19 protein-coding genes and 1 pseudogene are annotated in these 23,800 nt (G+C 73.7%); 8 read left to right on the top strand and 12 right to left on the bottom strand.

Annotation, left to right across the window (positions count from 1 at the left end; translation table 11 throughout):
- Positions 1–165 precede the first annotated feature (165 nt).
- Together ACFWI8_RS15200 and ACFWI8_RS15205 are read right to left on the bottom strand one after the other, a co-directional pair.
- Positions 166–840, bottom strand: a complete 675-nt coding sequence (locus ACFWI8_RS15200) for an ABC transporter (RefSeq protein ID WP_387090661.1) — start codon at positions 838–840, stop codon at positions 166–168.
- Positions 837–1,637, bottom strand: a complete 801-nt coding sequence (locus ACFWI8_RS15205) for an ATP-binding cassette domain-containing protein (RefSeq protein WP_387090664.1) — start codon at positions 1,635–1,637, stop codon at positions 837–839. Before ACFWI8_RS15205 ends, ACFWI8_RS15200 begins: the two co-directional genes overlap by 4 nt.
- A gap of 166 nt (positions 1,638–1,803) precedes the next feature.
- Here ACFWI8_RS15205 and ACFWI8_RS15210 point away from each other — a divergent pair.
- A pseudogene (locus ACFWI8_RS15210) lies at positions 1,804–3,028 on the top strand (DUF692 domain-containing protein).
- 12 nt (positions 3,029–3,040) lie between these two features.
- Entirely contained in the window at positions 3,041–3,979 is a 939-nt protein-coding gene (locus ACFWI8_RS15215; RefSeq protein WP_387090667.1) for a TIGR04222 domain-containing membrane protein, read from the top strand.
- Positions 3,980–4,007: 28 nt separating this feature from the next.
- Here ACFWI8_RS15215 and hemQ read toward each other — a convergent pair whose 3' ends face one another.
- From hemQ to hemE, 3 genes are read right to left on the bottom strand one after another with little or no spacing between them, the layout of a single operon-like run.
- Positions 4,008–4,727 (bottom strand): hydrogen peroxide-dependent heme synthase, encoded by a 720-nt coding sequence (hemQ, locus tag ACFWI8_RS15220; RefSeq protein ID WP_387090670.1) that lies wholly within the window; start codon positions 4,725–4,727, stop codon positions 4,008–4,010.
- Between the two features lie 17 nt (positions 4,728–4,744).
- Positions 4,745–6,148 carry a protoporphyrinogen oxidase gene (gene hemG / locus ACFWI8_RS15225; protein ID WP_387090673.1) on the bottom strand — a complete coding sequence of 468 codons (1,404 nt, stop codon included), beginning with the start codon at positions 6,146–6,148 and terminating at the stop codon, positions 4,745–4,747.
- A 42-nt stretch (positions 6,149–6,190) separates the two neighbouring features.
- Positions 6,191–7,231: a uroporphyrinogen decarboxylase gene (gene hemE, locus ACFWI8_RS15230; RefSeq protein ID WP_387090886.1), complete on the bottom strand. Its 1,041-nt coding sequence runs from the start codon at positions 7,229–7,231 to the stop codon at positions 6,191–6,193.
- Positions 7,232–7,426: 195 nt separating this feature from the next.
- Between hemE and ACFWI8_RS15235 the strand changes: the two genes are divergently transcribed.
- The 6 genes from ACFWI8_RS15235 to ACFWI8_RS15260 all read left to right on the top strand — a co-directional run bounded on the left by ACFWI8_RS15235 (position 7,427) and on the right by ACFWI8_RS15260 (position 14,495).
- Positions 7,427–8,017 (top strand): DUF3000 domain-containing protein, encoded by a 591-nt coding sequence (locus ACFWI8_RS15235; RefSeq protein WP_387090675.1) that lies wholly within the window; start codon positions 7,427–7,429, stop codon positions 8,015–8,017.
- Between the two features lie 164 nt (positions 8,018–8,181).
- Positions 8,182–8,847, top strand: coding sequence for a response regulator transcription factor (locus ACFWI8_RS15240; protein WP_311604177.1), 666 nt, complete (start codon positions 8,182–8,184; stop codon positions 8,845–8,847).
- Positions 8,848–8,960: 113 nt separating this feature from the next.
- Positions 8,961–10,217, top strand: coding sequence for an HRDC domain-containing protein (locus ACFWI8_RS15245; protein ID WP_387090679.1), 1,257 nt, complete (start codon positions 8,961–8,963; stop codon positions 10,215–10,217).
- A 531-nt stretch (positions 10,218–10,748) separates the two neighbouring features.
- Positions 10,749–11,963: a thiolase family protein gene (locus ACFWI8_RS15250; RefSeq protein WP_387090682.1), complete on the top strand. Its 1,215-nt coding sequence runs from the start codon at positions 10,749–10,751 to the stop codon at positions 11,961–11,963.
- Positions 11,960–14,089: a 3-hydroxyacyl-CoA dehydrogenase NAD-binding domain-containing protein gene (locus ACFWI8_RS15255; RefSeq protein WP_387090685.1), complete on the top strand. Its 2,130-nt coding sequence runs from the start codon at positions 11,960–11,962 to the stop codon at positions 14,087–14,089. The genes ACFWI8_RS15250 and ACFWI8_RS15255 overlap by 4 nt, the downstream gene beginning before the upstream one ends.
- Before the next feature lie 7 nt (positions 14,090–14,096).
- Entirely contained in the window at positions 14,097–14,495 is a 399-nt protein-coding gene (locus ACFWI8_RS15260; RefSeq protein WP_387090688.1) for an NTP pyrophosphohydrolase, read from the top strand.
- A 31-nt stretch (positions 14,496–14,526) separates the two neighbouring features.
- Here ACFWI8_RS15260 and dxs read toward each other — a convergent pair whose 3' ends face one another.
- The 7 genes from dxs to ACFWI8_RS15295 all read right to left on the bottom strand — a co-directional run bounded on the left by dxs (position 14,527) and on the right by ACFWI8_RS15295 (position 23,782).
- Positions 14,527–16,443, bottom strand: a complete 1,917-nt coding sequence (gene dxs / locus ACFWI8_RS15265) for a 1-deoxy-D-xylulose-5-phosphate synthase (protein ID WP_387090691.1) — start codon at positions 16,441–16,443, stop codon at positions 14,527–14,529.
- Positions 16,444–16,552: 109 nt separating this feature from the next.
- Positions 16,553–17,782 (bottom strand): sugar ABC transporter permease, encoded by a 1,230-nt coding sequence (locus ACFWI8_RS15270; RefSeq protein ID WP_387090693.1) that lies wholly within the window; start codon positions 17,780–17,782, stop codon positions 16,553–16,555.
- Positions 17,775–18,593, bottom strand: a complete 819-nt coding sequence (locus ACFWI8_RS15275) for an ATP-binding cassette domain-containing protein (RefSeq protein ID WP_387090696.1) — start codon at positions 18,591–18,593, stop codon at positions 17,775–17,777. The genes ACFWI8_RS15270 and ACFWI8_RS15275 overlap by 8 nt, the downstream gene beginning before the upstream one ends.
- Positions 18,594–19,155: 562 nt before the next feature.
- Entirely contained in the window at positions 19,156–20,262 is a 1,107-nt protein-coding gene (locus ACFWI8_RS15280; RefSeq protein WP_387090698.1) for a sugar ABC transporter substrate-binding protein, read from the bottom strand.
- A gap of 234 nt (positions 20,263–20,496) precedes the next feature.
- Entirely contained in the window at positions 20,497–21,672 is a 1,176-nt protein-coding gene (locus ACFWI8_RS15285; RefSeq protein ID WP_387090701.1) for an ROK family transcriptional regulator, read from the bottom strand.
- 146 nt (positions 21,673–21,818) lie between these two features.
- On the bottom strand, positions 21,819–22,742 hold the full coding sequence (locus ACFWI8_RS15290; RefSeq protein WP_387090704.1) for a carbohydrate ABC transporter permease: 924 nt from the start codon (positions 22,740–22,742) through the stop codon (positions 21,819–21,821).
- A gap of 26 nt (positions 22,743–22,768) precedes the next feature.
- Positions 22,769–23,782 carry a carbohydrate ABC transporter permease gene (locus ACFWI8_RS15295; RefSeq protein WP_387090707.1) on the bottom strand — a complete coding sequence of 338 codons (1,014 nt, stop codon included), beginning with the start codon at positions 23,780–23,782 and terminating at the stop codon, positions 22,769–22,771.
- Positions 23,783–23,800 lie beyond the last annotated feature (18 nt).

Raw genomic sequence — 23,800 nt, forward strand, 5'->3', positions numbered from 1 at the left:
GGCCACACGGCCCCCGCCGCGCGAGGCCGCCCTCCCCCAGCTAACGCTGGGAGGTGCCCCCAGGGGCGGGTGGGTGGGCGCGGCACGGCCGCAGGCCGACACGGCGGCCGCGCCGCGCCGGTCCCGGCGGCCGACGCCGAGCGCGTAACGAGAGGGCGGGGGCGGTCAGTCCGGGCGGCGGGTGGCGCAGGCGAGGGCCGTCGCGGCCGCCGTCAGGAGTGCGGCAGCGATCAACGGGAGCAACGGCCAGTCCGCCGCACCCTGTTGGGAGCCGTCGATCAGCGTGCTCACCGCCGCGTTGGCCGGCGAGGCGCCGCCCACCAGCAGGGCGATGGCCGCGAACGCGGTGACCGGGATCGACCAGGCCGGGCTGCGCAGCAGCGGCCGGTTGCACAGAACGCCGAGTGCCGTGCCGAGCAGCACGCAGGTCAACATCGCCGCGGCGCCGGCCGCCGCGGCGGCGGCGAGCGGGATCGGGGTACGGCGGTCGGCCCCGTGGGCGTCGCTGATCAGCAGCACCACGACCGTGCCGGCGGCGGCGATCACCGACGACAGCACGAGCGCCGTCAGGACCGTGGCCAGCCGGACCCGGGCCCGGCCCGCGGCGGCCACCGCGCAGGCGCGGGCGGCCGGCGGCTCGGCGGCCGTAGCGACCCGCACCAGCCAGGCCGCCGTCGGCAGGGCGGCCGCGGCGGCGAGGCCGAGCGAGTCGAGCACGGGCTCGTCGGCCCGCACGCCGACGAACAGCAGCATGGCGTGGAGCAACAGCGGCGGCAGCCAGCGGTGGGAGCGCAACACCAGCGCCAGGCGGTAGCGGACGAGAGCGAGCAGCACGGTCATGGGCGGGTGCGCACCGCCCTGATGTGCCAGGCGGGCTCCGCGGTGAGCAGGGCCCGCAGCAGCGCGTCCGAGTCCGTGGCGGGGGCGGTGAGCCTGATCGCGCCGTCCGAAAGCCGCTCGGCGCCCGGCGGCGCCGGAGCGTCGGGCGGCCCCTCCGCCTCGACGACCACCGTGGCCACGGGCCGCCCGGCCGCCGTGAGCCGGCCGGCCTCGACCCGCAGGGCCACGCCGTCGACGTGGGCGAGCCGCGCCGGGTCGTGGTCGACGAATACCACCGTGGTGCCGGCCGTGAGCCGGTCCTCGACGGCCGCGTCCAGGGTTCCACGGGCCTGCTGGTCGAGGCCGGTCCACGCCTCGTCGAGCACCAGCAGCCCGGGCTCCGCGAGCAGCGCCTGGGCGGCCGCCACCTTCTGGCAACTCCCCTTGGAGAGCTCGCTCATGGGCGTGTCGGCGTGCTCAGCGGCGCCGAGCAGCGCGAGCCAGCGCTCGCCCTCCTCGGCCGCGCGCCGCCCGGGGAGGCCGTGCACCCGGCCGAGGTGGGTGAGGTAGCCGCGCGCGGTCAGCGGCAGCGCGGCGGGGAACCGCTCAGGCACGTACCCGACCCGGCGCGGCCGGCCGGTGATCCGGCCCCGGCTCGGCACGTCGAGGCCGGCGACGAGGCGCAGCAGCGTGGACTTGCCCGAGCCGTTGCCGCCCTCGATCCGGGTGAGTGCGCCGGGGCGCAGTTCCAGGTCCACGCCGCGCAGCACCCATGGCGCGCGCCGGCCGTAGCGACGCGAGACACCCGTCAGTCTCATCTCGCCCCTTGTCTCACATTCGGGCCCGAATCCGAGCCCAAACCTCAGATCTAGCTCTGAACATCGTCCAAAGGGATTCCCGAACCCCGGGGCCGGAGACAACTCTGCCACGAAGTACGGTTCCGGCGGCCGAGGTCGTGAGGGGGAGAACGTGCCACGACTGGGAATGGGAATCGGCTGGCGGCCCGAGATAGCGGCCGTCGTCGAGGAGTTGCCCGGAATCGACTGGGTCGAGGTGGTCGCGGAGAACATCTGCCCCGACCACCTGCCGGAGAGCCTGCTCAGGCTCATCGGGCGCGGCATGACGGTGGTACCGCACGGGGTGTCGCTCGGGCTCGGGGGCGCCGAGCGGCCCTCGCCCCACCGGCTGGTGTCGCTCGCGTGGGTGGCGGAGACGCTCAACGCTCCGCTGGTCACCGAGCACATCGCCTTCGTCCGGGCGGGCGGCGTGCTGACCGACACGCCGGCCGTCGAGGCGGGGCACCTGCTGCCCGTGCCGCGGACCCGAGACGGGCTGCGCGTGCTGTGCGAGAACGTGCGGATCGCACAGGACGCGTTGCCCGTACCACTGGCGCTGGAGAACATCGCGGCGCTCTTCAGCTGGCCGGGTGACGAGTTGACTGAGGGACAGTTCCTGACGGAATTGGTGGACCGTACGGGGGTCGGGCTGCTGATCGACGTCGCGAATCTGTACACCAACAAGGTCAACCGCGGGGAGGACCCGGCCTCCGCGCTGGACGCCGTCCCGCTCGACGCGCTGGCCTACGTGCACGTGGCCGGTGGCGTCGAGCGGGACGGCGTCTGGCACGACAGTCACGCGCACCCGGTTCCGCCCGCGGTGCTCGACGTGCTCGGCGAACTGTGCGCCAGAACGGAGCCGCCGGGGGTGCTGCTGGAGCGGGACGAGGCGTTCGGGCCGCCGGCGGAGTTCGCCGGCGAACTGGCCGCGATCCGCGAGGTGGTCTCCGGGGTGCGTCATGGCTGAGCCCCGGGAGCCGGAGGAACTCGACGCCGCCCGGCGCCGGTTGGCCGCTCGGCAGGACGCGCTGCTCTCGGCGCTGACGGCCGGCGGCCCGGTCCCCGAGGGCTTCGACCCGGCGCGGCTGAGGATCCAGCGGTCCGCGCTGGCCGCCAAACGGGCGGGGGTGCTGGCCCGGGTGGCGCCGGAGTTGCCGGAGATCCTGGGCGAGGGCTATCGGCCGCTGGTGCTCGACTACATCCGTTCGACGCCGCTGATCGGCGGCTACCACCGGGACGCGACCGCGTTCGCCGAACACCTGCTGGTCGGCGACCGGTTGACCGACCGGGACACCAGGCGCGCCGTCGAGACATGGCTGCGACGGCGCACGGGCCGGCCGAGGGGAAGGCTCGCCCGACTACTCGGAAGATAGGGGGTGACCGCCATGTTGACGTTCTACGTACTCGCCGGCGGTCTGTTGGGATTGGGGCTCGTCCGGCTGTTCACCACCAGGGGCCGGGCGTTGAACACGCTGCCGAAGCAGGTGGGAGAGGCGACCCTGGAGTCGCCCTACGAGGCGGCGTTCCTCTCCGGTGGCCCCGGCAGGGTCGCGGACACCGTGCTGTGTGCCCTCTACGACAAGGAGCGGATCCTGGTCGACGACGGCGTGCTGCACGTCGTCGAGCCGGTCGCGGACGACGCCCTGGAGCGTGAGGTGCTCGCCCAGTGCGGGGCCGGCTGGGAGGCGCCGCTGAGCACCGTCCGGCGCGGCCTCGCAGGCTCGGCGGCGGTGGCCGCGGTCGGCGACGACCTGGTGACCCGGGGCCTGCTGCTGCGGCCCGCCAGCCGCCTCGCCTGGCGGTCGGCGGCCAGGCTCGCCCTGACGCTGTCGCTCGTCGTCATCGCGGTCTCCCTGGTGCTGCTGGTCGTGCTCGCGACCGGCGACTCCTCGGGAACGACCGGGGCGGCCGTGATGATCGCCCTGGCCGCGGGCGCGTTGATGGCGAGCCTGGTGTTCGGCCCCGGCCGGGACCCGCTGCCGGCCGCGGGCATGGAGGCGGTGTCCCGGTACCGGGTGGCCGTGACCGGGGGAACGGCCCTGGCCCCGCTGGTGGCGGTGGGCGGGATCGTCGCGCTGACGGATCTCGAACTGCGCGCGCAGTTGGCCGACGCCGCCGCGCTGCCGCTCATGGGCAGCGGCTCGGCCGCCGCCACGAGCGGTTATGCCTACGGCTGCGGCGCCACCGGCGCCACCGCGGGCGGCGGCTGTGGTGGCGGGGGCGGCGGTGGCGGGGGCGGCGACGGCGGTGGCTCGTCCTGCGGCGGCGGCAGCTCGTGCGGGGGTGGTGGCGGCTGCGGCGGGGGCTGCGGCGGCGGCGGATAGCCGCCGCGCCGGGCGGCCCCCGGCGCCGTCAGGCGAGGTCGGAGACCAGCTCGGCCACCGACTTGCGGCGGCCGGTGAAGAACGGGATCTCCTCGCGGACGTGCCGCCGGGCGGCCGAGCCCCGCAGGTGCCGCATCAGGTCCACGATCCGGTGCAGTTCGTCCGCCTCGAAGGCCAGGATCCACTCGTAGTCGCCGAGCGAGAACGAGGCGACCGTGTTGGCCCGCACGTCCGGGTAGCCGCGCGCCATCCGGCCGTGCTCGGCCAGCAGCCCGCGCCGCTCCTCGTCGGGGAGCAGGTACCACTCGTAGGAGCGGACGAACGGGTAGACGCTCACGTAGTCGCGAGGGGTCTCGTCGGCGAGGAACGCCGGGATGTGCGACTTGTTGAACTCGGCCGGCCGGTGCAGCGCCATGTTGGACCAGACGGGCTCCAGGGTCCGGCCGAGCCGGGTGCGGCGGAAGCGGTTGTAGGCGTCCTGCAGGGCGTCCGCGGTCTCGGCGTGCCACCAGATCATGACGTCGGCGTCAGCGCGCAGCCCGGAGACGTCGTAGGTGCCGCGCACCACCACGTCCTTGGCGGCCAGCTGCTCGAAGAGCTCGGTGACCTCCGCCGCGTGGCCGGCCCGCTCCTCGGGCAGCGGCTCGCGCAGCCGGAACACCGACCAGAGGGTGTAACGGATGACCTCGTTGAGCTCCTTGGCGCGCTTGCCCGCGGACTTCTCCGAGGCGTCTGGTGCGGTAGTCATGGCCGTATTCTCTCCCCTCACTCCCCCGCCTCCTCGCGCGGCCCCGTCGGCAGGGCACGCAGCAACTCGGCGACGGCCCGCTGGGCGGAGGCGACGCACGCGGGGATGCCGACGCCGTCGTAGGAGGCGCCGGCGAGCCGCAGCGCGGGCAACCCGGCGAGGTAGCCGCGCACCCGGGCGACCCGCTCGGCGTGACCCACGGTGTACTGCGGGAGGCCCTGTTGCCAGCGGGTCACCACGCTGTCCACCGGCTTGCCGGTGAGCCCTGCGGCCTCGCCCAGGTCGTCGAGCGCGGCGCGCACCAGGTCGGCGTCGTCCCAGCCGAGCGGTGACTCGTCGCCGTAGCGGCCGACGGAGGCGCGCAGCAGGAAGAGGCCGGGGTCGGCGGCGGCCGCCCAGTCCCACTTGCCGGTGGTGAAGGTGGCGGCCTTGATGACGCGGCCGTCGATCGCCGGCACCAGGAAGCCGCTGCCGCGGGGCAGCCTGGCCAGGTCGGCGCGGCGGAAGGCGAGGGTGACGATGGCCATCGAGGCGTACTCGACGGCCGCCAGCTCGCCGGCCGCGGCCGGCGCCTCGGCGGCGAGCAGCCGGCCGGCGCCGGCGGCCGGCACGGCCAGCACCACGCCGTCGGCGGCGAGCGAGCGGCCGTCGCCGAGGGCCGCGGCCCAACCGCGCGCGGTGCGGCGCAGGTTGGTGACGGCGACGCCGGTCTCCAGGGCGGCGCCCTCGGCCCGGCAGGCGTCGGCGACGGCCCCGGCCAGGGTGCCGACGCCGCCCTCGATGCCGGTGAACACCGGCTCGCCGGGGGCGCGCGGCGGCGACTGGCGCCGCACGGCACGGACCGCGGCCAGCAGCGTGTCGTGCTCCCGGGCGGCCTCGTAGAGCTTGGGCACGGCGGAGCGCAGCGAGATCTGGTAGGCGTCACCCGCGTAGACGCCGCCGAGCAGCGGCTCGACGAGCCGGTCGACGACCTCGCGGCCCATGCGCTCGGCGACGAGCCGCCCCACGGGCACGTCCTCGCCGACCTCCAGCGGGGGGAGCTCGGCGTCCCTGGCGATCTGGGCGAGCCCGGCGTCGGAGAGCACCCCGGTGAGGGCAGCTACGGAGGAGGGCACGCCCATGACGTGGTCCTGCGGCATGGGCCGCAGGGCGCCCCTGGTCCAGATCGACGCGCCGGCGACGGCCGGCGGGCGCAGCGCGTCGCCGAGGCCGACCGCGCGGGCCAGCTCCGTGGCCTCGGGGCGGCGGGCGAGTATCGACTCGGCGCCCAGGTCGACTCCGACGCCGGCGACCGAGCCGGTGTGGAGCTTGCCGCCGAACCGGTCCGAGCCCTCGATCAGGGTGACCCGGACGCCGGCGGACAGCAGCCGGTGGGCGGCGGCGAGGCCCGAGATGCCGCCGCCGACGACGATCACATGCATGGCTCCCCCTCGGTGCGTCGCTTCACGTGGCGTCGGGGCGGGTCAGCGGGCGGTCCGCTCGTGGACGTGGGCGACGAGCCGGGTCAGGGCGTCCGGGTCGGTGGTGGGCAGGACGCCGTGGCCCAGGTTGAAGACGTGTCCCGGCAGGCCGGCGGCGGAGTCGAGCACCCGGTCGGCCTGGGCGGCGACGACCTCGGGCGGCGCGAACAGCACGGCGGGGTCGAGGTTGCCCTGGAGCGCCTTGTCCGGGCCGACGCGGCGGGCGGCCTCGGCCAGCGGGACCCGCCAGTCGACGCCGACCACGTCGGCGCCGGCCTCGCCGAGCAGGCCGAGCAGCTCGCCGGTGCCGACGCCGAAGTGGATGCGGGGCACGCCGCGCCCCGCGACGGCCTCGAAGACCTTGGCCGAGGCGGGCAGCACCGAGGCCCGGTAGTCGGCGGGAGCCAGCGCGCCGACCCAGGAGTCGAAGAGCTGGACCGCCGAGACGCCGGCGTCGATCTGCGCGCCGAGGAAGGCCCCGGCGATCCCGGCGAGCCGGTCGAGCAGCTCGGCCCACAGCTCGGGGTCGCCGTACATCAGTGCCTTGGTGTGCTCGTGGTTGCGCGAGGGGCCGCCCTCGACCAGGTAGCTGGCGAGGGTGAACGGAGCGCCGGCGAAGCCGATCAGCGGGGTGTCGCCCAGCTCGGCGGTGAGCAGCCCGACGGCCTCCGCGACGTAGCGCACGTCGTCGGGCTCGAGCGGACGCAGCTGGTCGAGGTCGGCGCGGCTGCGGATGGGTCGGGCGACCACCGGGCCGACGCCCGGCTTGATGTCGAGGTCGACGCCGATGGCCTTGAGCGGGACGACGATGTCGCTGAAGAGGATGGCCGCGTCGACGCCGTGCCGGCGGACGGGCTGGAGGGTGATCTCCGTGACCAGGTCGGGCCGCATGCAGGAGTCCAACATGGCGATGCCCTCACGGACCTTGCGGTACTCGGGCAGCGAGCGGCCGGCCTGTCGCATGAACCACACCGGGGTGTGCGGGACGGGCTCGCGGCGGCACGCCTTGAGGAAGGCGGAGTCGGTCACAGTCACAGGCAGCAGTCTCCCACGCCACCGCGATCGGACGGCGCGCGCGGGTGTGCCTACCGGCGTCACGGGGCGGTGAGCGCCTAGGGTCTGGTCGTCATGGTCCGGCCGCCGCCCCGAACACGGACGGCGGGCCCCGGCGGGCCGTACCCCCTAGGGTTACCGGCCATGGCAGCGTCTCGAACCCAGCCGGCGGAGGAGTCCGGAATCATGAACGACCCCGGTGCGCGGGTCCCGGAGGCCTTCCGGCGTGCGGTCACGGCGTTGACCGCGGCCCGGCCGCGCCCCGAGATCAGGCTCGCGCCGCTGCCGCCGCCCCGCAGGCTCGCGCCGTTCGCACACGCGGTGGGCGCGACCGTGACGGCGGGCGAGGAGGAGCTGGCCGACGGCCGCTTCGTCCTGCTGCACGACCCGGCGGGCGACGAGACCTGGCAGGGCGACTTCCGGGTGGTGACGTTGGCCAGGGCCGACCTCGAGCCGGAGCTCGCCACCGACCCGCTGCTGCCGGACGTGGCGTGGTCCTGGTTGACGGAGGCGCTTGACGGCCGAGGGCTCGACCGGCGGGAGGCCAACGGCACGGTCACCAGGGCCGGTTCGAACTTCTTCGGCGGACTGGCCGACCGGCCGGCGCGGGCCGATCTTGAACTGCGCGCCTCCTGGACCCCGGCCGACCCCGACGAGGCCGGCGCCCACCTGCTGGCCTGGTGTGGACTGCTGGCGCAGTGCGCCGGGCTGCCCCCGGAATCCAACGGCCCGGCGGTCACCGCCCTGCCCCGCCGCCGCGGTCCGCGGGCGATGTGAACGCGGGAACGCTGGGATGACGAATCACCGGTTCGTGATCATTCTCTAAAGGCCCAGTGGGATCGTGCCGAAGGAGTCAGTGACCCTTCCACCCGGATCGCCCCGACTCCTCCCCGGGAGTCGGTTTCGGATCCGTCCCCATCCCACCCCTCCCGGGAGGCCCGGTGTCTGTTCTCCTTGAGCACCCCACAAGCCTGGTCGCCTACCGCCCGAACAAGCCGACCGCCATGGTCGTCGTGGCCGACCCCCGTGTCCGTTCCACCGTCACCCGCCACCTGTGGGCGCTCGGCGTGCGGGACGTGATCGAGGCGTCGTCCGTGGCGGAGGCCCGACCCCGAGTCGCCAACCCCCGTGACATCTGCGTCGCCGAGGTGCACCTCCCCGACGGCTCCGGGCTCACCCTGCTCTCCGAGACGAGGGCCGCCGGCTGGCCCAACGGCCTGGCCCTCTCGGCCGCGGACGACATCGGCGCGGTGCGCAACGCACTCGCCGGCGGCGTCAAGGGCTACGTCGTCACCGGCACCCGCAACAACCTGGGCCCGCCCACCCGGCACGGCGCCTCGCACATCGGCGCCGCCGCGGCCCGCGGCCTGCACCGCCGCCAGCCGGGCGCCCCGGCGCACCAGGGCGGCTACCGCGAGCTCTCGGGCCGCGAGGTCGAGGTGCTGCGGCTGGTGGCGGAGGGCCAGTCGAACAAGGCGATCGGCGTCTCCATGGGCCTCTCCGCGCTGACGGTCAAGAGCCACCTGGCGCGCATCGCGCGGAAGCTCGGCACGGGCGACCGGGCCGGCATGGTGGCGGTGGCGCTGCGCACCGGCATCATCCACTGAACCGTTCCTTCTACGCCGTCGCTCCCGGCCCCCGGCGGACGTGCCCGGGTCCACCCGGTGCCGGGAGTGTGGACGGACGTTGTGCACCGTGCGCACAGAGTTAGTCTTAACTAGTGACCGACGCCCAGCAGACCGCCGAAGCGAGCCCTGATCTCACCGCATCCGAGCCGTCAGGGCCGACCCCGGTACCGCTGCTGGCCCCCCGCGAGGGAGTGCCGCCGGTCATCGCGGACGCCGACGCCCTGGCTCAGGTGGTCGCCGCCTTCGCGGCGGCCGACGGCCCGGTCGCGGTCGACGCCGAACGGGCCTCCGGCTATCGCTACGGGCAACGCGCGTATCTCGTGCAGTTGCGGCGCAGGGGCGCCGGCACCACGCTCATCGACCCCGTCGCCTGCCCCGACCTCTCCGCCCTGGGCTCCGTCCTCGCCGACACGGAGTGGGTGCTGCACGCGGCCACCCAGGACCTGCCGTGCCTGCGGGACATAGGTCTGGTGCCCTCCCGGCTCTTCGACACCGAACTGGCCGGGCGCCTCGCCGGCTTCGCGCGCGTGGGTCTCGGCGTGATGGTCGAGACGGTCCTCGGCTACAGCCTGGAGAAGGGCCACTCGGCGGTCGACTGGTCCACCCGCCCGCTCCCCGAGCCGTGGCTGCGGTACGCGGCGCTCGACGTCGAGCTGCTGGTCGACCTGCGGAACGCGCTGGAGGACGAGCTGCGGCGGCAGGGCAAGCTGGAGTGGGCGCTCGAGGAGTTCGCGGCGATCGCCGCCGCGCCCCCGCCGCCACCTCGCAAGGACCCGTGGCGCCGCACCTCCGGCGTGCACAAGGTACGCCGGCGCCGGCAGTTGGCGGTGGTGCGGGAGCTGTGGACGGCGCGGGACCAGGTCGCGCAGCGGCGGGACCTGTCGCCGGGCAAGGTGCTGTCGGACGCGGCGATCGTGGCGGCGGCGCAGGCCATGCCGCAGGACACGCGGCTGCTCGCCGCGCTGCCGGGCTTCGGCACTCGGATGGGGCGGCGCCAGCTCCAGCACTGGCAGGCGGCGATCGACCGGGCCAGGGAGCTGGCCGAGTCGCAGCTTCCGCAGCCGGGCCAGCAGACGGCCGGCCCGCCGCCGCCACGGGCCTGGGCGGAGAAGGACCCGGCCGCGGCGGCCCGCCTGGCGGCGGCGCGGGCGGCGGTCACGGCGCACGCGGAGACGCTGCGGCTGCCGCAGGAGAACCTGCTGGCGCCGGACGTGGTGCGGCGGCTGTGCTGGGAACCGCCGACCGATCGCACCCCTTCGGCGCTGGCACCGGCGCTGCGCGCGCTCGGCGCGCGCGAGTGGCAGATCGGGCAGACGGTCGACCTGCTGTCCCGTGCCCTCACCGACTGACCGTGCCATGCGCCGCTGAGCGGCGCGCCGGCGCCGGTTCTCCCCCACCCACCCGCCCTTTCGCGCGCTACGCGCGGCGAAGCCGCGGCGGGCCGCGCCGCCCCGGCTTCGCCGCCGTTTTCCCCGCCCACCCGCCCTCTCCGCGCTTCGCGCCGGGGGGGGCGGTGGCGGGCCTGACCGCGCTGCGCGCGGTTAATGGCCCGGAGGGCCGGGCGCCCAGGCGCTTCGCGCCGAGTTTCCCCCACCCGCCTGCCCTTTTGCGCGCTGCGCGCGGTGTACGGCCCGGCAGGGCCGATGGCCCGTGGCGGCTGCGCCGCCGGGCCGCGCGGCACGGGCCGCGCGAGGCCACCCGACAAGGGGGGTGGGTGGGCGCGGCACCGCAGGGCCGACAGGCCCGGGCCTGTCGGCCGGCGGCCAACGCCAAGCGCACAGCGGGCCCGTGGGGGAAAACCGGACAGGCCGTCGCGCGTCGGGTTACCGGTGAGTAGCATGGAGGCGGACAGGAATCTCTCGGCGTGGAGGAGAACCATCGTGCCGCGTACCGTCAGGGACGTCGTCTTCGTCGACGGCGTCCGTACTCCGTTCGGCAAGGCGGGTCCGAAGGGGATCTACCACGAGACCCGCGCCGACGACCTCGTCATCAAGTGCGTGCGCGAGCTGCTGCGCCGCAACCCCCAGCTGCCGCCGGAGCGGGTCGACGACGTGGCCATCGCGGCCACCACGCAGATCGGCGACCAGGGGCTGACCATCGGCCGCACCGCGGCCATCCTCGCCGGTCTGCCGAAGTCCGTGCCCGGCTACTCCATCGACCGGATGTGCGCCGGCGCGCTCACCGCCGTCACGACGACCGCGGGGGCCATCGCCTTCGGCGCCGCCGACATCGCCGTCGCCGGCGGCGTCGAGCACATGGGCCGGCACCCGATGGGCGAGGGCGTGGACCCCAACCCGCGTTTCGTCTCGGAGAAGTTGGTCGACGAGTCCGCGCTCTTCATGGGGATGACGGCGGAGAACCTGCACGACCGGTTCCCCAGCCTCAGCAAGGCCCGTGCCGACGAGTACGCGGTGCGCAGCCAGGAGAAGGCCGCCAAGGCGTACGCGGACGGCAAGATCCAGGCGGACCTGGTGCCGGTCGCGGTGCGCCGCACCTCGGCGGAGGCCGGCGAGCAGGGCTGGGGGCTGGCCACCGCCGACGAGCCGATGCGGCCCGGCACCACGCTGGAGGGGCTGGCCTCGCTCAAGACGCCGTTCCGGCCGCACGGCCGGGTCACCGCCGGCAACTCGGCCGGCCTCAACGACGGCGCCACGGCCTCCGTGATCGCCGCCGAGGAGGTGGCCCGGGAGCTCGGGCTGCCGGTGAAGCTGCGCCTGGTGTCGTTCGCGTTCACCGGGGTCGAGCCCGAGGTGATGGGGTACGGTCCGGTGCCGGCGACCGAGAAGGCGCTGGCCAAGGCGGGGCTCACGATCGGCGACATCGGCCTGTTCGAGATCAACGAGGCGTTCGCCGTGCAGGTGCTGGCCTTCCTCGAGCACTTCGGCATCGCCGACGACGATCCCCGTGTCAACCAGTACGGCGGCGCGATCGCGTTCGGCCACCCGCTGGCCTCCTCCGGGGTGCGGCTGATGACGCAGCTGGCCCGGCAGTTCGAGGACCAGCCGCACGTGAGGTACGGCCTCACGACGATGTGCGTGGGCTTCGGCATGGGTGCCACGGTCATCTGGGAGAACCCGCAGTGGGAGGGCAAGTGAGCGGTACGACCGAGACGTTGCGTGCGGCGGCCGAGCGGTTTCCGGACGAGGTGGTCACCAGCGCGTCCGTGCGCCACCTGGACCTGCCGGGGAACGGCGGCCGGTTCGCGCTGATCACCCTGGACAACGGCTTCGACCACACCAAGCCGACGACCTTCGGGCCGCGGTCGCTGGCCAACCTTGACGCGGCGATCGACCAGGTGCAGGCGGAGGCCGACGCGGGCGAGATCGTCGGCGTCGGCCTCACCGGCAAGCCGTTCGTCTTCGCGGTCGGCGCCGACCTCAAGGGCGTCGAGGTGCTGCGCGAGCGGGACGAGGCGCTGGCCATCGGGCGTGGCGGGCACGACGTGTTCGCGCGGCTCGCCGGGCTCGCGGTGCCGACGTTCGCGTACTACAACGGCGCGGCGCTCGGCGGCGGCGTCGAGGTCGGGCTGCACTGCGCCTACCGCACGGTCTCCCGCGCGGTCAGCGCGTTCGCGCTGCCCGAGGTCTTCCTTGGCCTGGTGCCGGGCTGGGGCGGCTGCACGCTGCTGCCGAACCTGATCGGCGCCGACCGCGCCGTCACCGTGATCATCGAGAACGCGCTCAGCCAGAACCGCATGCTGAACGGCACGAAGGTCTACGAACTCGGCATCGCCGACGCCCTCTTCGACGGCGCCGACTTCCTCGAGCAGTCGCTCGTGTGGACCTCGGCCGTGCTGCGCGGCGAGATCGAGGTGGTGCGGCAGGAGCCGGACCGCGGCGCGGCCTGGGACGAGGCGGTGGCCAGGGGCCGGACGATCGCGGACGACAAGGTGCACGGCGCGGCGCCGGCCGCCTACCGGGCGCTGGAGATCGTCTCCCAGGCGAGGGACAGCGACGTGCGGGCCGGCTTCACGGCCGAGGACGAGGCGCTGGCCGACCTCATCATGGGTGAGGAGCTGCGCAGCGGGCTCTACGCGTTCAACCTGGTGCAGCGGCGGGCCAAGCGGCCGGTGGGCGCGCCGGACAAGTCGCTGGCCAGGCCGGTCACCAAGGTCGGCGTGGTGGGCGCGGGACTGATGGCCTCCCAGTTGGCGCTGCTGTTCGCGCGGCGTCTCGAGGTGCCCGTGGTGCTGACGGACATCGACCAGGAGCGGGTGGACAAGGGCGTCGGCTGGGTCCACGAGCAGGTCGACATGCTGCTGTTGAAGGGGCGGATCGGCCAGGACAAGGCCAACCGGCTCAAGGCTGCGGTGACCGGTTCGCTGGACCGGGCGGCGGCCTTCGCCGACGCGGACTTCGTGATCGAGGCCGTGTTCGAGGAGATGTCGGTCAAGCGCCAGGTGTTCGCCGAGTTGGAGGCCGTGGTGTCGCCGGAGGCGATCCTGGCGACCAACACCTCCTCGCTGTCGGTGACCGAGATGGCGGCCGAGCTGAAGCATCCGGAGCGGGTGGTCGGCTTCCACTTCTTCAACCCGGTGGCGGTGCTGCCCTTGCTGGAGATCGTGCGGGCGGAGCAGACCGACGACGCCTCGCTGGCCACGGCCTTCGCGGTGGCCAGGAAGCTCAAGAAGTCGGCGGTGCTGGTCAGGGACGCGCCGGCGTTCGTCGTGAACCGGATCCTGACCCGGTTCATGGGCGAGGTGCTGGGCGCGATCGACGAGGGCACCCCGGTCGAGGTCGCGGACCGGGCGCTGGAGCCGCTCGGCCTGCCGATGTCGCCGATCACGCTGCTGGAACTGGTGGGGCCCGCGGTGGCGCACCATGTGGCGGGCACGCTGCACGGGGCGTTCCCCGACCGGTTCGGGGTCTCGGAGAACCTGGGCCGGGTGGTGGCGGCCGGCAAGCGCGGCCTGTACACGCACGACTCGGGCAAGCCGGAGCTGGACCCAGAGGTGCTCGCGCTGTTCGAGGTGGGCGACCGGGTGCTGACCGAGGAGCAGGTGCGGGCGCGGGCGCTGGACGCCATCGCCGAGGAGGTCGGGCTGATGCTCGACGAGGGCGTGGTGGCGGAGGCGCAGGACGTCGACCTGTGTCTGCTCACCGGCGCCGGCTGGCCGTTCCACCTGGGCGGGATCACCCCGTACCTGGACCGGGCCGGGATCTCGGAGCGGGTCCTCGGGCGGCGGCTGCTGCCGCGCGGGGTGGCGAGCGTTCCGGAGTGAAGGACCGGTGACGGACGGGAAGTCGACGGCGGCACCCGGCTCGCCCCAGGCGGGCCGGGTGCCGCTGGTCGTGGTGGACGGGGCCAACGTGGTGGGCTCGGTGCCGGACGGCTGGTGGCGGGACCGGCGGGGGGCGGCGGAGCGGCTGCGGGACCGGCTGGTCGGCTATCCGGGGCCGGCCGAGGTGGTGTTGGTCGTGGAGGGCGCGGCGCGCGGCGTGGCCTCGGTGCCGGGGGTGCGGGTCGAGTCGGCGCCGGGCAGCGGCGACGACCTGGTGGTGCGGCTGGTGCGCGCGGAGGGCGCGGGCCGGCGGTGCCTGGTGGTCACCGCCGACCGGGAGCTGCGGGCGCGGGTGGCGGCGCTCGGCGCCGAGACGGTCGGGCCGCGGGAGGCGATGAGCTTCTGACGGCCCGGGCCCCTTCCGGCGGGCCGCGCCGTCAGGCGCGGGTGGCGTCCAGCGGGCCCTCCAGGCGGGCGACGAGGCCGGTGACCTGGCGGGCGATGTCCGGGCCCGTCAGGCCGGCCGCGGCCAGCACCTCCTCGCGGGTGCCGTGCTCAAGGAACCGGTCGGGGATGCCGAAGTCGCGCAGCGGCACGTCCACGTCGGCGTCGCGCAGCGCCTGGGCGATCGCGGAACCGACGCCGCCCGCGCGGCTGTTGTCCTCCACGGTGACCACCACGCGGTGCTCGGCGGCGAGCCCCGGCAGGGCCGGGTCGACGGGCTTGACCCAGCGGGGGTCGACGACGGTGGTGCTGATGCCCTGCCTGCGCAGCAGCTCGGCGGCCTCCAGGCAGACGGGGGCCAGCGCGCCGACGGAGACCAGCAGCACGTCGGGCCGCTCGGTGGCCGCGTCCGGTCCGAAGTCCGGCCGCAGCAGCACGTCCATGCCGCCGACGGTGCCGACGGCCGCGACGGCCGGGCCGACCTTGCCGCGCGAGTAGCGAACGACGGTGGGCGCGTCGTCGACCTCGACGGCCTCGCGCAGCAGGGCGCGCAGCTGGTCCGCGTCCCGCGGGGCGGCGAGCCGCAGCCCGGGCACGCACTGCAGGATGGACATGTCCCAGACGCCGTGGTGGGAGGCGCCGTCGGGCCCGGTGACGCCGGCCCGGTCGAGAACGAACGTTACGCCACAGCGGTGCAGGGCCACGTCCATCAGCAGCTGGTCGAAGGCCCGGTTGAGGAAGGTGGCGTAGACCGCGAAGACCGGGTGCAGCCCGCCGGTAGCCAGTCCTGCGGCCGAGACGGCGGCGTGCTGCTCGGCGATGCCGACGTCGAAGACCCGGTCGGGGAACTCGTCGGCGAAGTCGGCGAGGCCGACCGGGCGGAGCATGGCGGCGGTGATGGCCACGATGTCCTCGCGCTCCCGGCCGATCTTGACGATCTCCTCGCCGAAGACGGAGGTCCAGTCGGCGCTCGACTGGGAGACCGGCAGGCCGGTGTCGGGGTGGATCACGGGGACCGCGTGGAACTGGTCGGCCTCGTCGTCCCGTGCGGGCTGGTAGCCGCGGCCCTTCTCGGTGATGCAGTGCACGATGACCGGGCCGCCGAACCGCTTGGCGCGCTGCAGCGCCGACTCCAGGGCCTGGATGTCGTGGCCGTCGATGGGGCCGAGGTACTTCAGGCCCAGGTCCTCGAACATGCCCTGCGGCGCGATGACGTCCTTCAGGCCCTTCTTGGCGCCGTGCAGGGTGCCGTAGAGCGGGCGGCCGACGACCGGGGTGCGGTTGAGCATCTGCTTGCCGCGGGCCAGCCAGCGCTCGTAGCCGTCGGTGGTGCGCAGGGTGGCCAGGTGGTTGGCGAGGCCGCCGATGGTCGGCGCGTAGGAGCGCTCGTTGTCGTTGACGACGATGACCAGCGGGCGGTCCTTGGCGGCGGCGATGTTGTTCAGCGCCTCCCAGGCCATGCCGCCGGTGAGGGCGCCGTCACCGGTGACGGCCACCACGTGGTGCGGGTCGCCGCGCAGCTCGTTGGCCTTGGCCAGGCCGTCGGCCCAGCCGAGCACGGTGGAGGCGTGGCTGTTCTCGATCACGTCGTGCTCGGACTCGGCGCGGGAGGGGTAGCCGGAGATGCCGTCCTTGGCGCGGAGCCGGGAGAAGTCCTGCCGGCCGGTGAGCAGCTTGTGGACGTAGCTCTGGTGGCCGGTGTCCCAGAGGACGCGGTCGCGCGGCGAGTCGAAGACCCGGTGGATCGCGATGGCGAGTTCGACGACGCCGAGGTTGGGGCCGAGGTGGCCGCCGGTTCTGGCGACCGAGCTGATGAGGAAGGAGCGGATCTCGCCGGCCAGCTCGTCCAGCTGTTCTGGGCTCAGCCGGTCGAGATCGCGCGGTCCCGTGATACGGGTCAGCAGCGGCACCGTTCCTCCTTGCGTCGGGCTGTCTCACATGACCGTCCGACGAAGTTTAGTGTGACGAGCCGCCCGGCGGGCCCGCAGGATGGATCCCGTGGGCCCGCGCGGACGGCCCTCAGGTTCGTCCCGCGCTTCGCCTGGTCTGCCGGGAGACGGAGTCGACGACGACGGCGATCAGCAGCACCGCGCCGGTGATCATGTACTGGATCTCGCTCGACATGCTCATCAGGCGGAGCCCGGTGGTGATGGACTGGATGACGAGGGTGCCGAGCAGCGCCGACCAGATCCAGCCGCGGCCGCCGAAGAGGCTGGTGCCGCCGATGACGGCGGCGGCGATCACGTTCATCAGCAGGTTGCCCGAGCCCAGGCTCTTGGAGGCACCGCCGGCCTGGGCCGCCACGAAGAGGCCGCCGAAGGCGGCGAGCGCGCTGCCGATGGTGAAGACGGTGAGCCGCACGAACTCGACGTTGATGCCGGCCCGCCTGGCCGCCTCCGCGTTGCCGCCGACGGCGTAGATCTGGCGGCCGTAGGTGGTGCGGCGCACCATGAAGTCGGCGAGCAGCAGGATGACCAGGAAGACGACGAGGGCGAGCGGCAGCCCCCGGTGCTGGTTGAGTGTGTAGGCGGTGAGGAAGGCGGCCACGGCGACCAGGGCGCCGCGCAGCACGATCTCGCCGAGCTGCCTGGTGGGCAGCTGGGCCGCCTGGCGTCGGCGCTCCTGCCGCCACAGCGCGAACACGTAGCCGGCCGTGACGACGGTGGCCAGCGAGTAGGCGGCGGAGATGTCGCTGAAGTAGAAGTTGTAGAAGTCACGGACCAGGCTGTCGGACGGCACGTTGATGGTGCCCTCGTCGCCCATCACCCAGATCTGCAGGCCGCTCCAGCCGAGGAAGCCGGCCAGGGTGACGACGAACGCCGGTACGCCGACCCGGGCGAAGAAGAAGCCGTGGACGGTGCCGACGACGGCGCCGGCGCCGACGGCGAGGACGATGGCCAGCAGGTCGTCGACGCCGTGGCTGACCGAGAGCACCGCCCACAGCGCGGCGGACAGGCCGGCCATGGAGCCGACGGAGAGGTCGATCTCGCCGAGCAGCAGCACCAGGACGATGCCGACGGCCATGATGCCGGGGCCCGCGATGTAGACGGTGATGTTGCTGAGGTTGCGCGGCGAGAGGAAGTTCCCGGTCTGGCTCTGGAACACGACGGCGATGACGATCATGCCGACGATGACGGGGATGGAGCCGAGTTCGCCGCCGCGTATCCGGCGCCGGAACGCCTCCACGTAGCCGGCGAGGCCCCGTTCGCGGACCAGCAGCCGGGGATCGGGCGCCAGGTCGTCACTCATGGCTCTCCTTGGGTGCTTCCTGCGGGGCGCCGGTGCGGCCCGCGCGGCGGGCGACGGCGTTGTCGGCGGCGCCGGTGATGGCGGCGATGATCTCCTCGCCCGAGGTCTCGGCGACGCGGAAGTCCCCGTTGTTCCTGCCGAGGCGCAGCACGACGACGCGGTCCGCGACGGCCCGCACGTCGGCCATGTTGTGGCTGATGAGGATCACCGCGAGGCCGCGCTCCCGCAGCCGCTCGATCAGGTCGAGCACCTGGGCGGTCTGCTCGACGCCGAGCGCGGCGGTGGGCTCGTCGAGGACGACCACCTCGGGGGAGCCGACGAGCGCGCGGGCGATGGCCACGACCTGCCGCTGACCGCCGGAGAGCGAGGCCACCGGGATGCGGACGCTGGGGATCCTGATCGACAGGGTGTCCAGCAGTTCCCGGGAGCGGCTCTCCATGGTGACCTGGTCGAGGACGCTGCGGCGGCGTATCTCGCGGCCGAGGAAGAGGTTGGCGACGACGTCGAGGTTGTCGCAGAGCGCGAGGTCCTGGTAGACGGTGGCGATGCCGAGCTCCTGGGCGTCGTGGGGCTTGGCGATGCGGACCGGCGCGCCCTTCCAGGAGATCACGCCCGCGTCGACGGGGTGCACGCCGGCGATCGTCTTGACCAGGGTGGACTTCCCCGCCCCGTTGTCCCCGACGAGGGCGGTGACCTCGCCGGCCCGGATCTCCAACTCCACGTCGGTGAGCGCCTGCACCGCGCCGAACCGCTTGGACACGCCCCGCAGGGCGAGGATGGGGGACGGGGGTGGTGCGGTGGTGGCTGTCATGGCGTTCGACTCCCTCTGGGCGACGGTTCTTTCCCCGACCACCCGCCCCAACGGGCGAGCCGGCGAGGCCTACGTCCGGTGGTGCGGCCGAGGGTCTCTCCCCACCCACCCGCCCCTTCGCCCCCGGCGGGGCGAGGCACATGCGGCCTCGGCCGGCGGCCGGGCGCAGCCCGGCCCGGCGAGGCGCCCGCAGGGCGACCACGCCGCCACGGGCGTGCGGGCCGAAGGCCGCCCCGCCGGATGGGACGGCGGACCCCGCCAGGGCGAGGGGCGGGTGGGCGCCGGCTTGGGGCGACGGCCCGCCGCAAGCGGCCCACGCCGACACCGGGCCACAGCCCGCCGCAAGCGACCCACGCCACCCCCCGGGCCACAGCCCGCCGCAAGCGACCCACGCCGACACCGGGCCACAGCCCGCCGCAGGCGACCCGCACCGGCCGCGGGCCCGCGCGGTGTGCGCCCGGCGGGCGACCGCGCGGCACGACCGCGCCGCCGCAGGCGGCCGGGCGCAGCCCGGCCCGGCGTGCCCCCGCCAAGGGGACCGGCGGGTGGGTGGGGGAAACCCTCAGGTCAGCCCCGCGGCGGCGCACGCCTCCGCGTAGTCGTCGGTGCAGATGTCGTCCACCGTGTAGAACTCATCCGCGATCACCGTGTCGGCGATGTTGTCGACGGTGACGGCGACCGGGGTGAGCAGGCGGGCCGGCACGCCCTGGTCGGTGGCGCTGTCGACCGTCTCGGGGGCCAGGTCGTTGAGCGCGTCACCGCGCAGCAGGCGGATGGCCATCTCGGCGGCGGTCTCGGCCTCCTCGCGCAGCGCCTTGTAGATGGTGAAGGTCTGCTGGCCGGCCACGATCCGCTGGAGCGCGGCGAGTTCGGCGTCCTGGCCGCCGACCGGCACGTCGGTGATGCCGGCCGAGCTGAGGGCGGTGATCACGCCGGCCGCCATGCCGTCGTTGGCGACGTAGACGCCGTCGAAGCCGTCGTCGCCGAGCGACTCGATGGCCGCGTTCATCTCCTCGTTGGCGATGGCCGAGTCCCAGCCGGTGATGTCCTGCTCGAAGACGACCTCGGCGGTCTCGTGGAGCACCGAGTGCGCGCCGTCCTTGAACATCGCCGCGTTGGGGTCGGTGGGCGAGCCGTTGATCATGACGACCCGGGCGCCCTCGGCCTCGTCGCCGAGTGCGGAGAGCAGGGTCTCGCCCTGGAGTTCGCCGACGCGCACGTTGTCGTAGGAGACATAGGCGTCGATCGGGCCTTCGGCGAGCCGGTCGTAGGCCACCACGGGGACGCCCTCGGCGGCGGCGTTCTCCACCCAGGAGGAGGTGGCGGAGGCGTCCACCGGGTCGAGGATGATCACGTCGACGCCGGCGGTCAGCATCGCCTCGAACTGCTGGCCCTGGGTGTTGGTGTCCTCACCGGCGTTGGCGTACTGGACCTCGCAGTCGCCGCAGAGTTCCTCGATCTTGGCCTCGATGAAGGGCCGGTCGAAGGACTCGTAGCGGGTGGTGGCGTCCTCGGGGAGGAGGAGGCCGATAGTGCCGCCGCCCTCGTTGGGTTCGCCGCCGTTCGTGTCGTCGTCGTCTCCCCCGCCGGCCTCGCCGCAGGCGGCCAGGGCGGCGGCCAGGGCGATGGTCATGGCTCCGACGGCGGCGTTTCGAAGTAATTGACGCATGGTTGGCTTCGCCTTCCGGTAGGGCGGCAACTGCGCGGCCTCGGTCGGCAGAGAGCTAACTCCGGGGTAATGATGCCGTCAATACTTGAAGCATGCGTCAACCGAACCGAGACTTTTCCTTACTCACGTCTCGTCCGTTTGGCGACGCAATTCAAGGGAACAACGCGGGAATTCGATCTTGTCCTGCCCGTTCGGGCGATTCACGGCTCACCACCGCCCGTTTTCCGCCCGCTTTCAGGAAGCCGGGCCGAGCAGCATTCCGTCGCCCATTTCGCGCAGCACGAGCGCGAGCGCGCCGAGCACCTCAGCGCGGCCGCCGAGCGCGCCGGGCACCAGGGTGAGATGGCGGGCGGCGCTGGGGATCGCGTAGCGGCCGACGGAGTCGCGGATCGGGCCGAGGGCTATCTCGCCGGCCTCGGCCAGGTCGCCGCCGAGGACGACGCGGCTCGGGTTGAGCAGGTTGCACAGCTGGGCGACGCCGGTGCCGATGTGCCGGCCGACGTCGGCGACGACGCGGCGGCAGCCGGGGTCGCCCTCGCGGGCCAACTGCACGACCCGGTGCATGGTGAGGTCGGTGCCGTGGCTGGAGTACAGCAGCGGCAGCACGTGCCGGGCCGAGGTGAACGTCTCCAGACAGCCTCGGTTGCCGCAGCGGCAGACGGGGCCCGACTCGTCCAGCGTGATGTGGCCGATCTCGCCGGCGGTGCCGCCCGGGCCGCGGTAGATCTGGCCGCCGATGACCAGGCCGGCGCCGACGCCGCTGGCCACCTTGATGTAGGCGAGGTCGCCGGCGCCGCGGCCACTCCCCCACACGTACTCGCCGAGCGCGCCGAGGTTGGCGTCGTTGTCCACGTGGACCCGGACGCCGGTGCGCGCCTCCAACTCCTCGCGCGGGTTGGTGCCGCGCCAGCCGGGGAGGATCGCGGTGGAGCCGAGGGCCCCGGTGGCGACGTCGATGGGTCCTGGCACGCCGAGGCCGATGCCGATGATCTTGGCGCGGTCGACGCCGGCCATCGTCAGCAGCCGGCCGACCAGCTTCTCGGCACGGTCGAAGCCCTGGTCGGCCGAGGAGTCGACGTCGAAGGGCTCGGCCTCCTCGGCGAGCACCTGGTGGGCCAGGTTGCCGACGGCGACGCGGAGGTGCGAGTGGCCGAAGTCGACGCCGACGACGATCCCGGCGTCGGTGGAGAGCGAGACGCTGCGGGCCCGCCGGCCGCTGGCCGAGGTGGTGCGCACCTCGACGGTGCCCAGGCCCTTCAACTCCCGAACGATGTTGGAGACGGTGGCGGCGGACAGGCCCGTGGTGCGCGCGATGTCGGCCTGGGTCAGCGAGCCGGCGGCGCGCACGGCCCGGACGACGCGTTCCAGATTGGCCCGGTGCAGCGAGGACTGCGACCCCGGAGTCTCCACGGCTCACTCCACTTCCGGTCTCCCGGGCGGGCACGACCGCGGGCCCGCCGGCCCGCTCCGGCAGCGCGGCCCGCGCCCACTATATGAACTCGGGGCCGGACTTGGGGGAACAGCGGGGAAACCGCTTGCCGGCCCGACGTCCCCTGCTAGCGAAGGGCGCCCGCCGTCAGCCCCGACTGGACCTGCCGTTGGAAGGTGACGTAGACGACCAGGACCGGCAGCATCGACATGGTGACGCCGGCGTAGAGCGCCCCCCAGTCGCCCTCGTAGCCCTGCTGGACCATCAGCGCGGCGAGGCCCTGGGGCAGCACCGCGTCGTCCGGGTCGCCGACGTTGAGCACCCGGGGCAGCACGAACTGGTTCCACTGGCCGAGGAAGTTGAAGATCCCGATGCTGATCAGCCCTGGTCTGGCCATCGGCATCATGATCTGGAAGAAGGTCCTGGTGTGCGAGGCGCCGTCGAGGGCGGCGGCCTCCTGGACGCCGCCGGGCAGGCTGCGGAAGAAGGAGACCAGGAAGAAGGTGGTGAACGGGAGCGAGTAGGCGACGTAGACGATGATCAGGCCCTGCCGGGTGTTCAACAGGCCGAAGTTGTTGAGCACGAAGAACAGCGGCACCAGGGCGAGGAAGACCGGGAACATCAGCCCACCGGTGAAGAGCAGGTAGATCAGCCGGTTGCCGCGGAAGCTGAAGCGGGCCAACACGTAGGCGGCCATGGAGCCGAGCAGCATCGTGCCGGTGAGCGAACCCGCCAGGACGATGAGCGAGTTGACGGCGTAGCGGCCGATGTCGGCGTTGGTCCAGGCGTTGCTGAAGTTCTCCCAGCGGAGTTCCGTCGGCAGCCCGAAGGGGTCGGCGACGACGTCGGCGTGCGGGCGGAGGCTGGAGATCACCACCCAGATCACGGGCCCGGCGGCCATCAGGGCCCAGAGCACCAGGAACGAGTGGGAGAAGACGTTGAGCACCCCGCCGGTGCCGCCCCCGGGGCGGGCCAGGTCGGCGCCCGCCGGGGGTCCGGCCTCGGGGGCGGCCCGGCCGTCCTGGCGCGGGTCGGTGCTGGTGACGCTCACGGTTCGGGTTCTCCTTTCGACGGGCGCTACAACTCGATCCGTTCGCGCCGGCCGACCAGCATCATCAGCAGGGCGAAGACCAGGGTGACGAGGAACAGGGCGACGCCGATCGCGGTGGCGTAGCCGGCCTGGGCGTCGCGGAACGCCTTCTCGAACAGGTAGCTGGGCAGCACGTCCATGCCGTGTTCGGGGACCATGACGTCCACCAGGGCGAAGGAGTCGAGCGCCTGGATACCCATGTAGATCCAGCCGGTCCGGACGGTGTCCCAGGTCAGCGGGAGGGTGATCCGGAAGAAGGTCACCGAGCGTCCGGCGCCGTCGAGCAGCGCGGCCTCGTAGATCTCGCCGGGGACGGAGCTCATGGCCGCGGAGAACAGCACCACGTAGAAGCCGACGAAGGCCCAGCACAGCACGGCGAGCACGCACAAGACGGCGACGTCTCCGCCCAGCCAGTCCTCCCGTTCCAGGGAGCCGAGGCCGACGGCGCCCAGGCCCTCGTTGAGGAGACCGGTCGGGCTGTAGATCCGGGCCCAGATGATGGCGATCACCGCGATGGAGAGCACCTGCGGGAAGAAGTAGACGACCTTGTAGAAACGGGCGCCGGCGACCCCGCCGGTGGCGCCGCCGCGCCGGCCGCCGACGTTGAGCATGTAGGCGAGGAAGAGGCCGAGGGAGAGGGTGACCAGCGGGGCGATGACCAGCAGCAGCAGGCTGTTGACCAGCGATTCCCAGAACTTGTCGTCCTCCAGCATGCGTTGGTAGTTCTCAAGCCCGGTGAAGGTGTAGGTGGCACTGTAACCGGTCCAGTCCGTGAGGGAGTAGAAGAACGCCTGGAGGAACGGCGAGACCACGAACACCGCGTAGACCAGCAGTGGCAGGGCCAGGAACCAGGCGATGAACCGGCGTTGGTCGAGCTTCCGGTAGCGGCGGTCGCGCCGCACCCGGTCCGGGGTGAACCGGGGCGGCACGAGGAACGCCACCGTGAACAGCAGTGCGTCGCGAGGGGTCAGGCGCTCCTGGCCCCGCGGGGTGTCCTTCATACCGCCCCCTGGTCCGGG

The organism is Streptomyces sp. NPDC127098 (assembly GCF_042722465.1).
Classification (GTDB): Bacteria; Actinomycetota; Actinomycetes; order Streptomycetales; family Streptomycetaceae; genus Streptomyces; species Streptomyces millisiae.

Bases quoted from the DNA above. Each gene is read 5' to 3' on its own strand.
- ACFWI8_RS15200 (WP_387090661.1), bottom strand. From the start codon at position 840: ATGACCGTGCTGCTCGCTCTCGTCCGCTACCGCCTGGCGCTGGTGTTG.
- ACFWI8_RS15205 (WP_387090664.1), bottom strand. From the start codon at position 1,637: ATGAGACTGACGGGTGTCTCGCGTCGCTACGGCCGGCGCGCGCCATGG.
- ACFWI8_RS15215 (WP_387090667.1), top strand. From the start codon at position 3,041: ATGTTGACGTTCTACGTACTCGCCGGCGGTCTGTTGGGATTGGGGCTC.
- hemQ (WP_387090670.1), bottom strand. From the start codon at position 4,727: ATGACTACCGCACCAGACGCCTCGGAGAAGTCCGCGGGCAAGCGCGCC.
- hemG (WP_387090673.1), bottom strand. From the start codon at position 6,148: ATGCATGTGATCGTCGTCGGCGGCGGCATCTCGGGCCTCGCCGCCGCC.
- ACFWI8_RS15235 (WP_387090675.1), top strand. From the start codon at position 7,427: ATGAACGACCCCGGTGCGCGGGTCCCGGAGGCCTTCCGGCGTGCGGTC.
- ACFWI8_RS15270 (WP_387090693.1), bottom strand. From the start codon at position 17,782: ATGAGTGACGACCTGGCGCCCGATCCCCGGCTGCTGGTCCGCGAACGG.
- ACFWI8_RS15275 (WP_387090696.1), bottom strand. From the start codon at position 18,593: ATGACAGCCACCACCGCACCACCCCCGTCCCCCATCCTCGCCCTGCGG.
- ACFWI8_RS15280 (WP_387090698.1), bottom strand. From the start codon at position 20,262: ATGCGTCAATTACTTCGAAACGCCGCCGTCGGAGCCATGACCATCGCC.
- ACFWI8_RS15295 (WP_387090707.1), bottom strand. From the start codon at position 23,782: ATGAAGGACACCCCGCGGGGCCAGGAGCGCCTGACCCCTCGCGACGCA.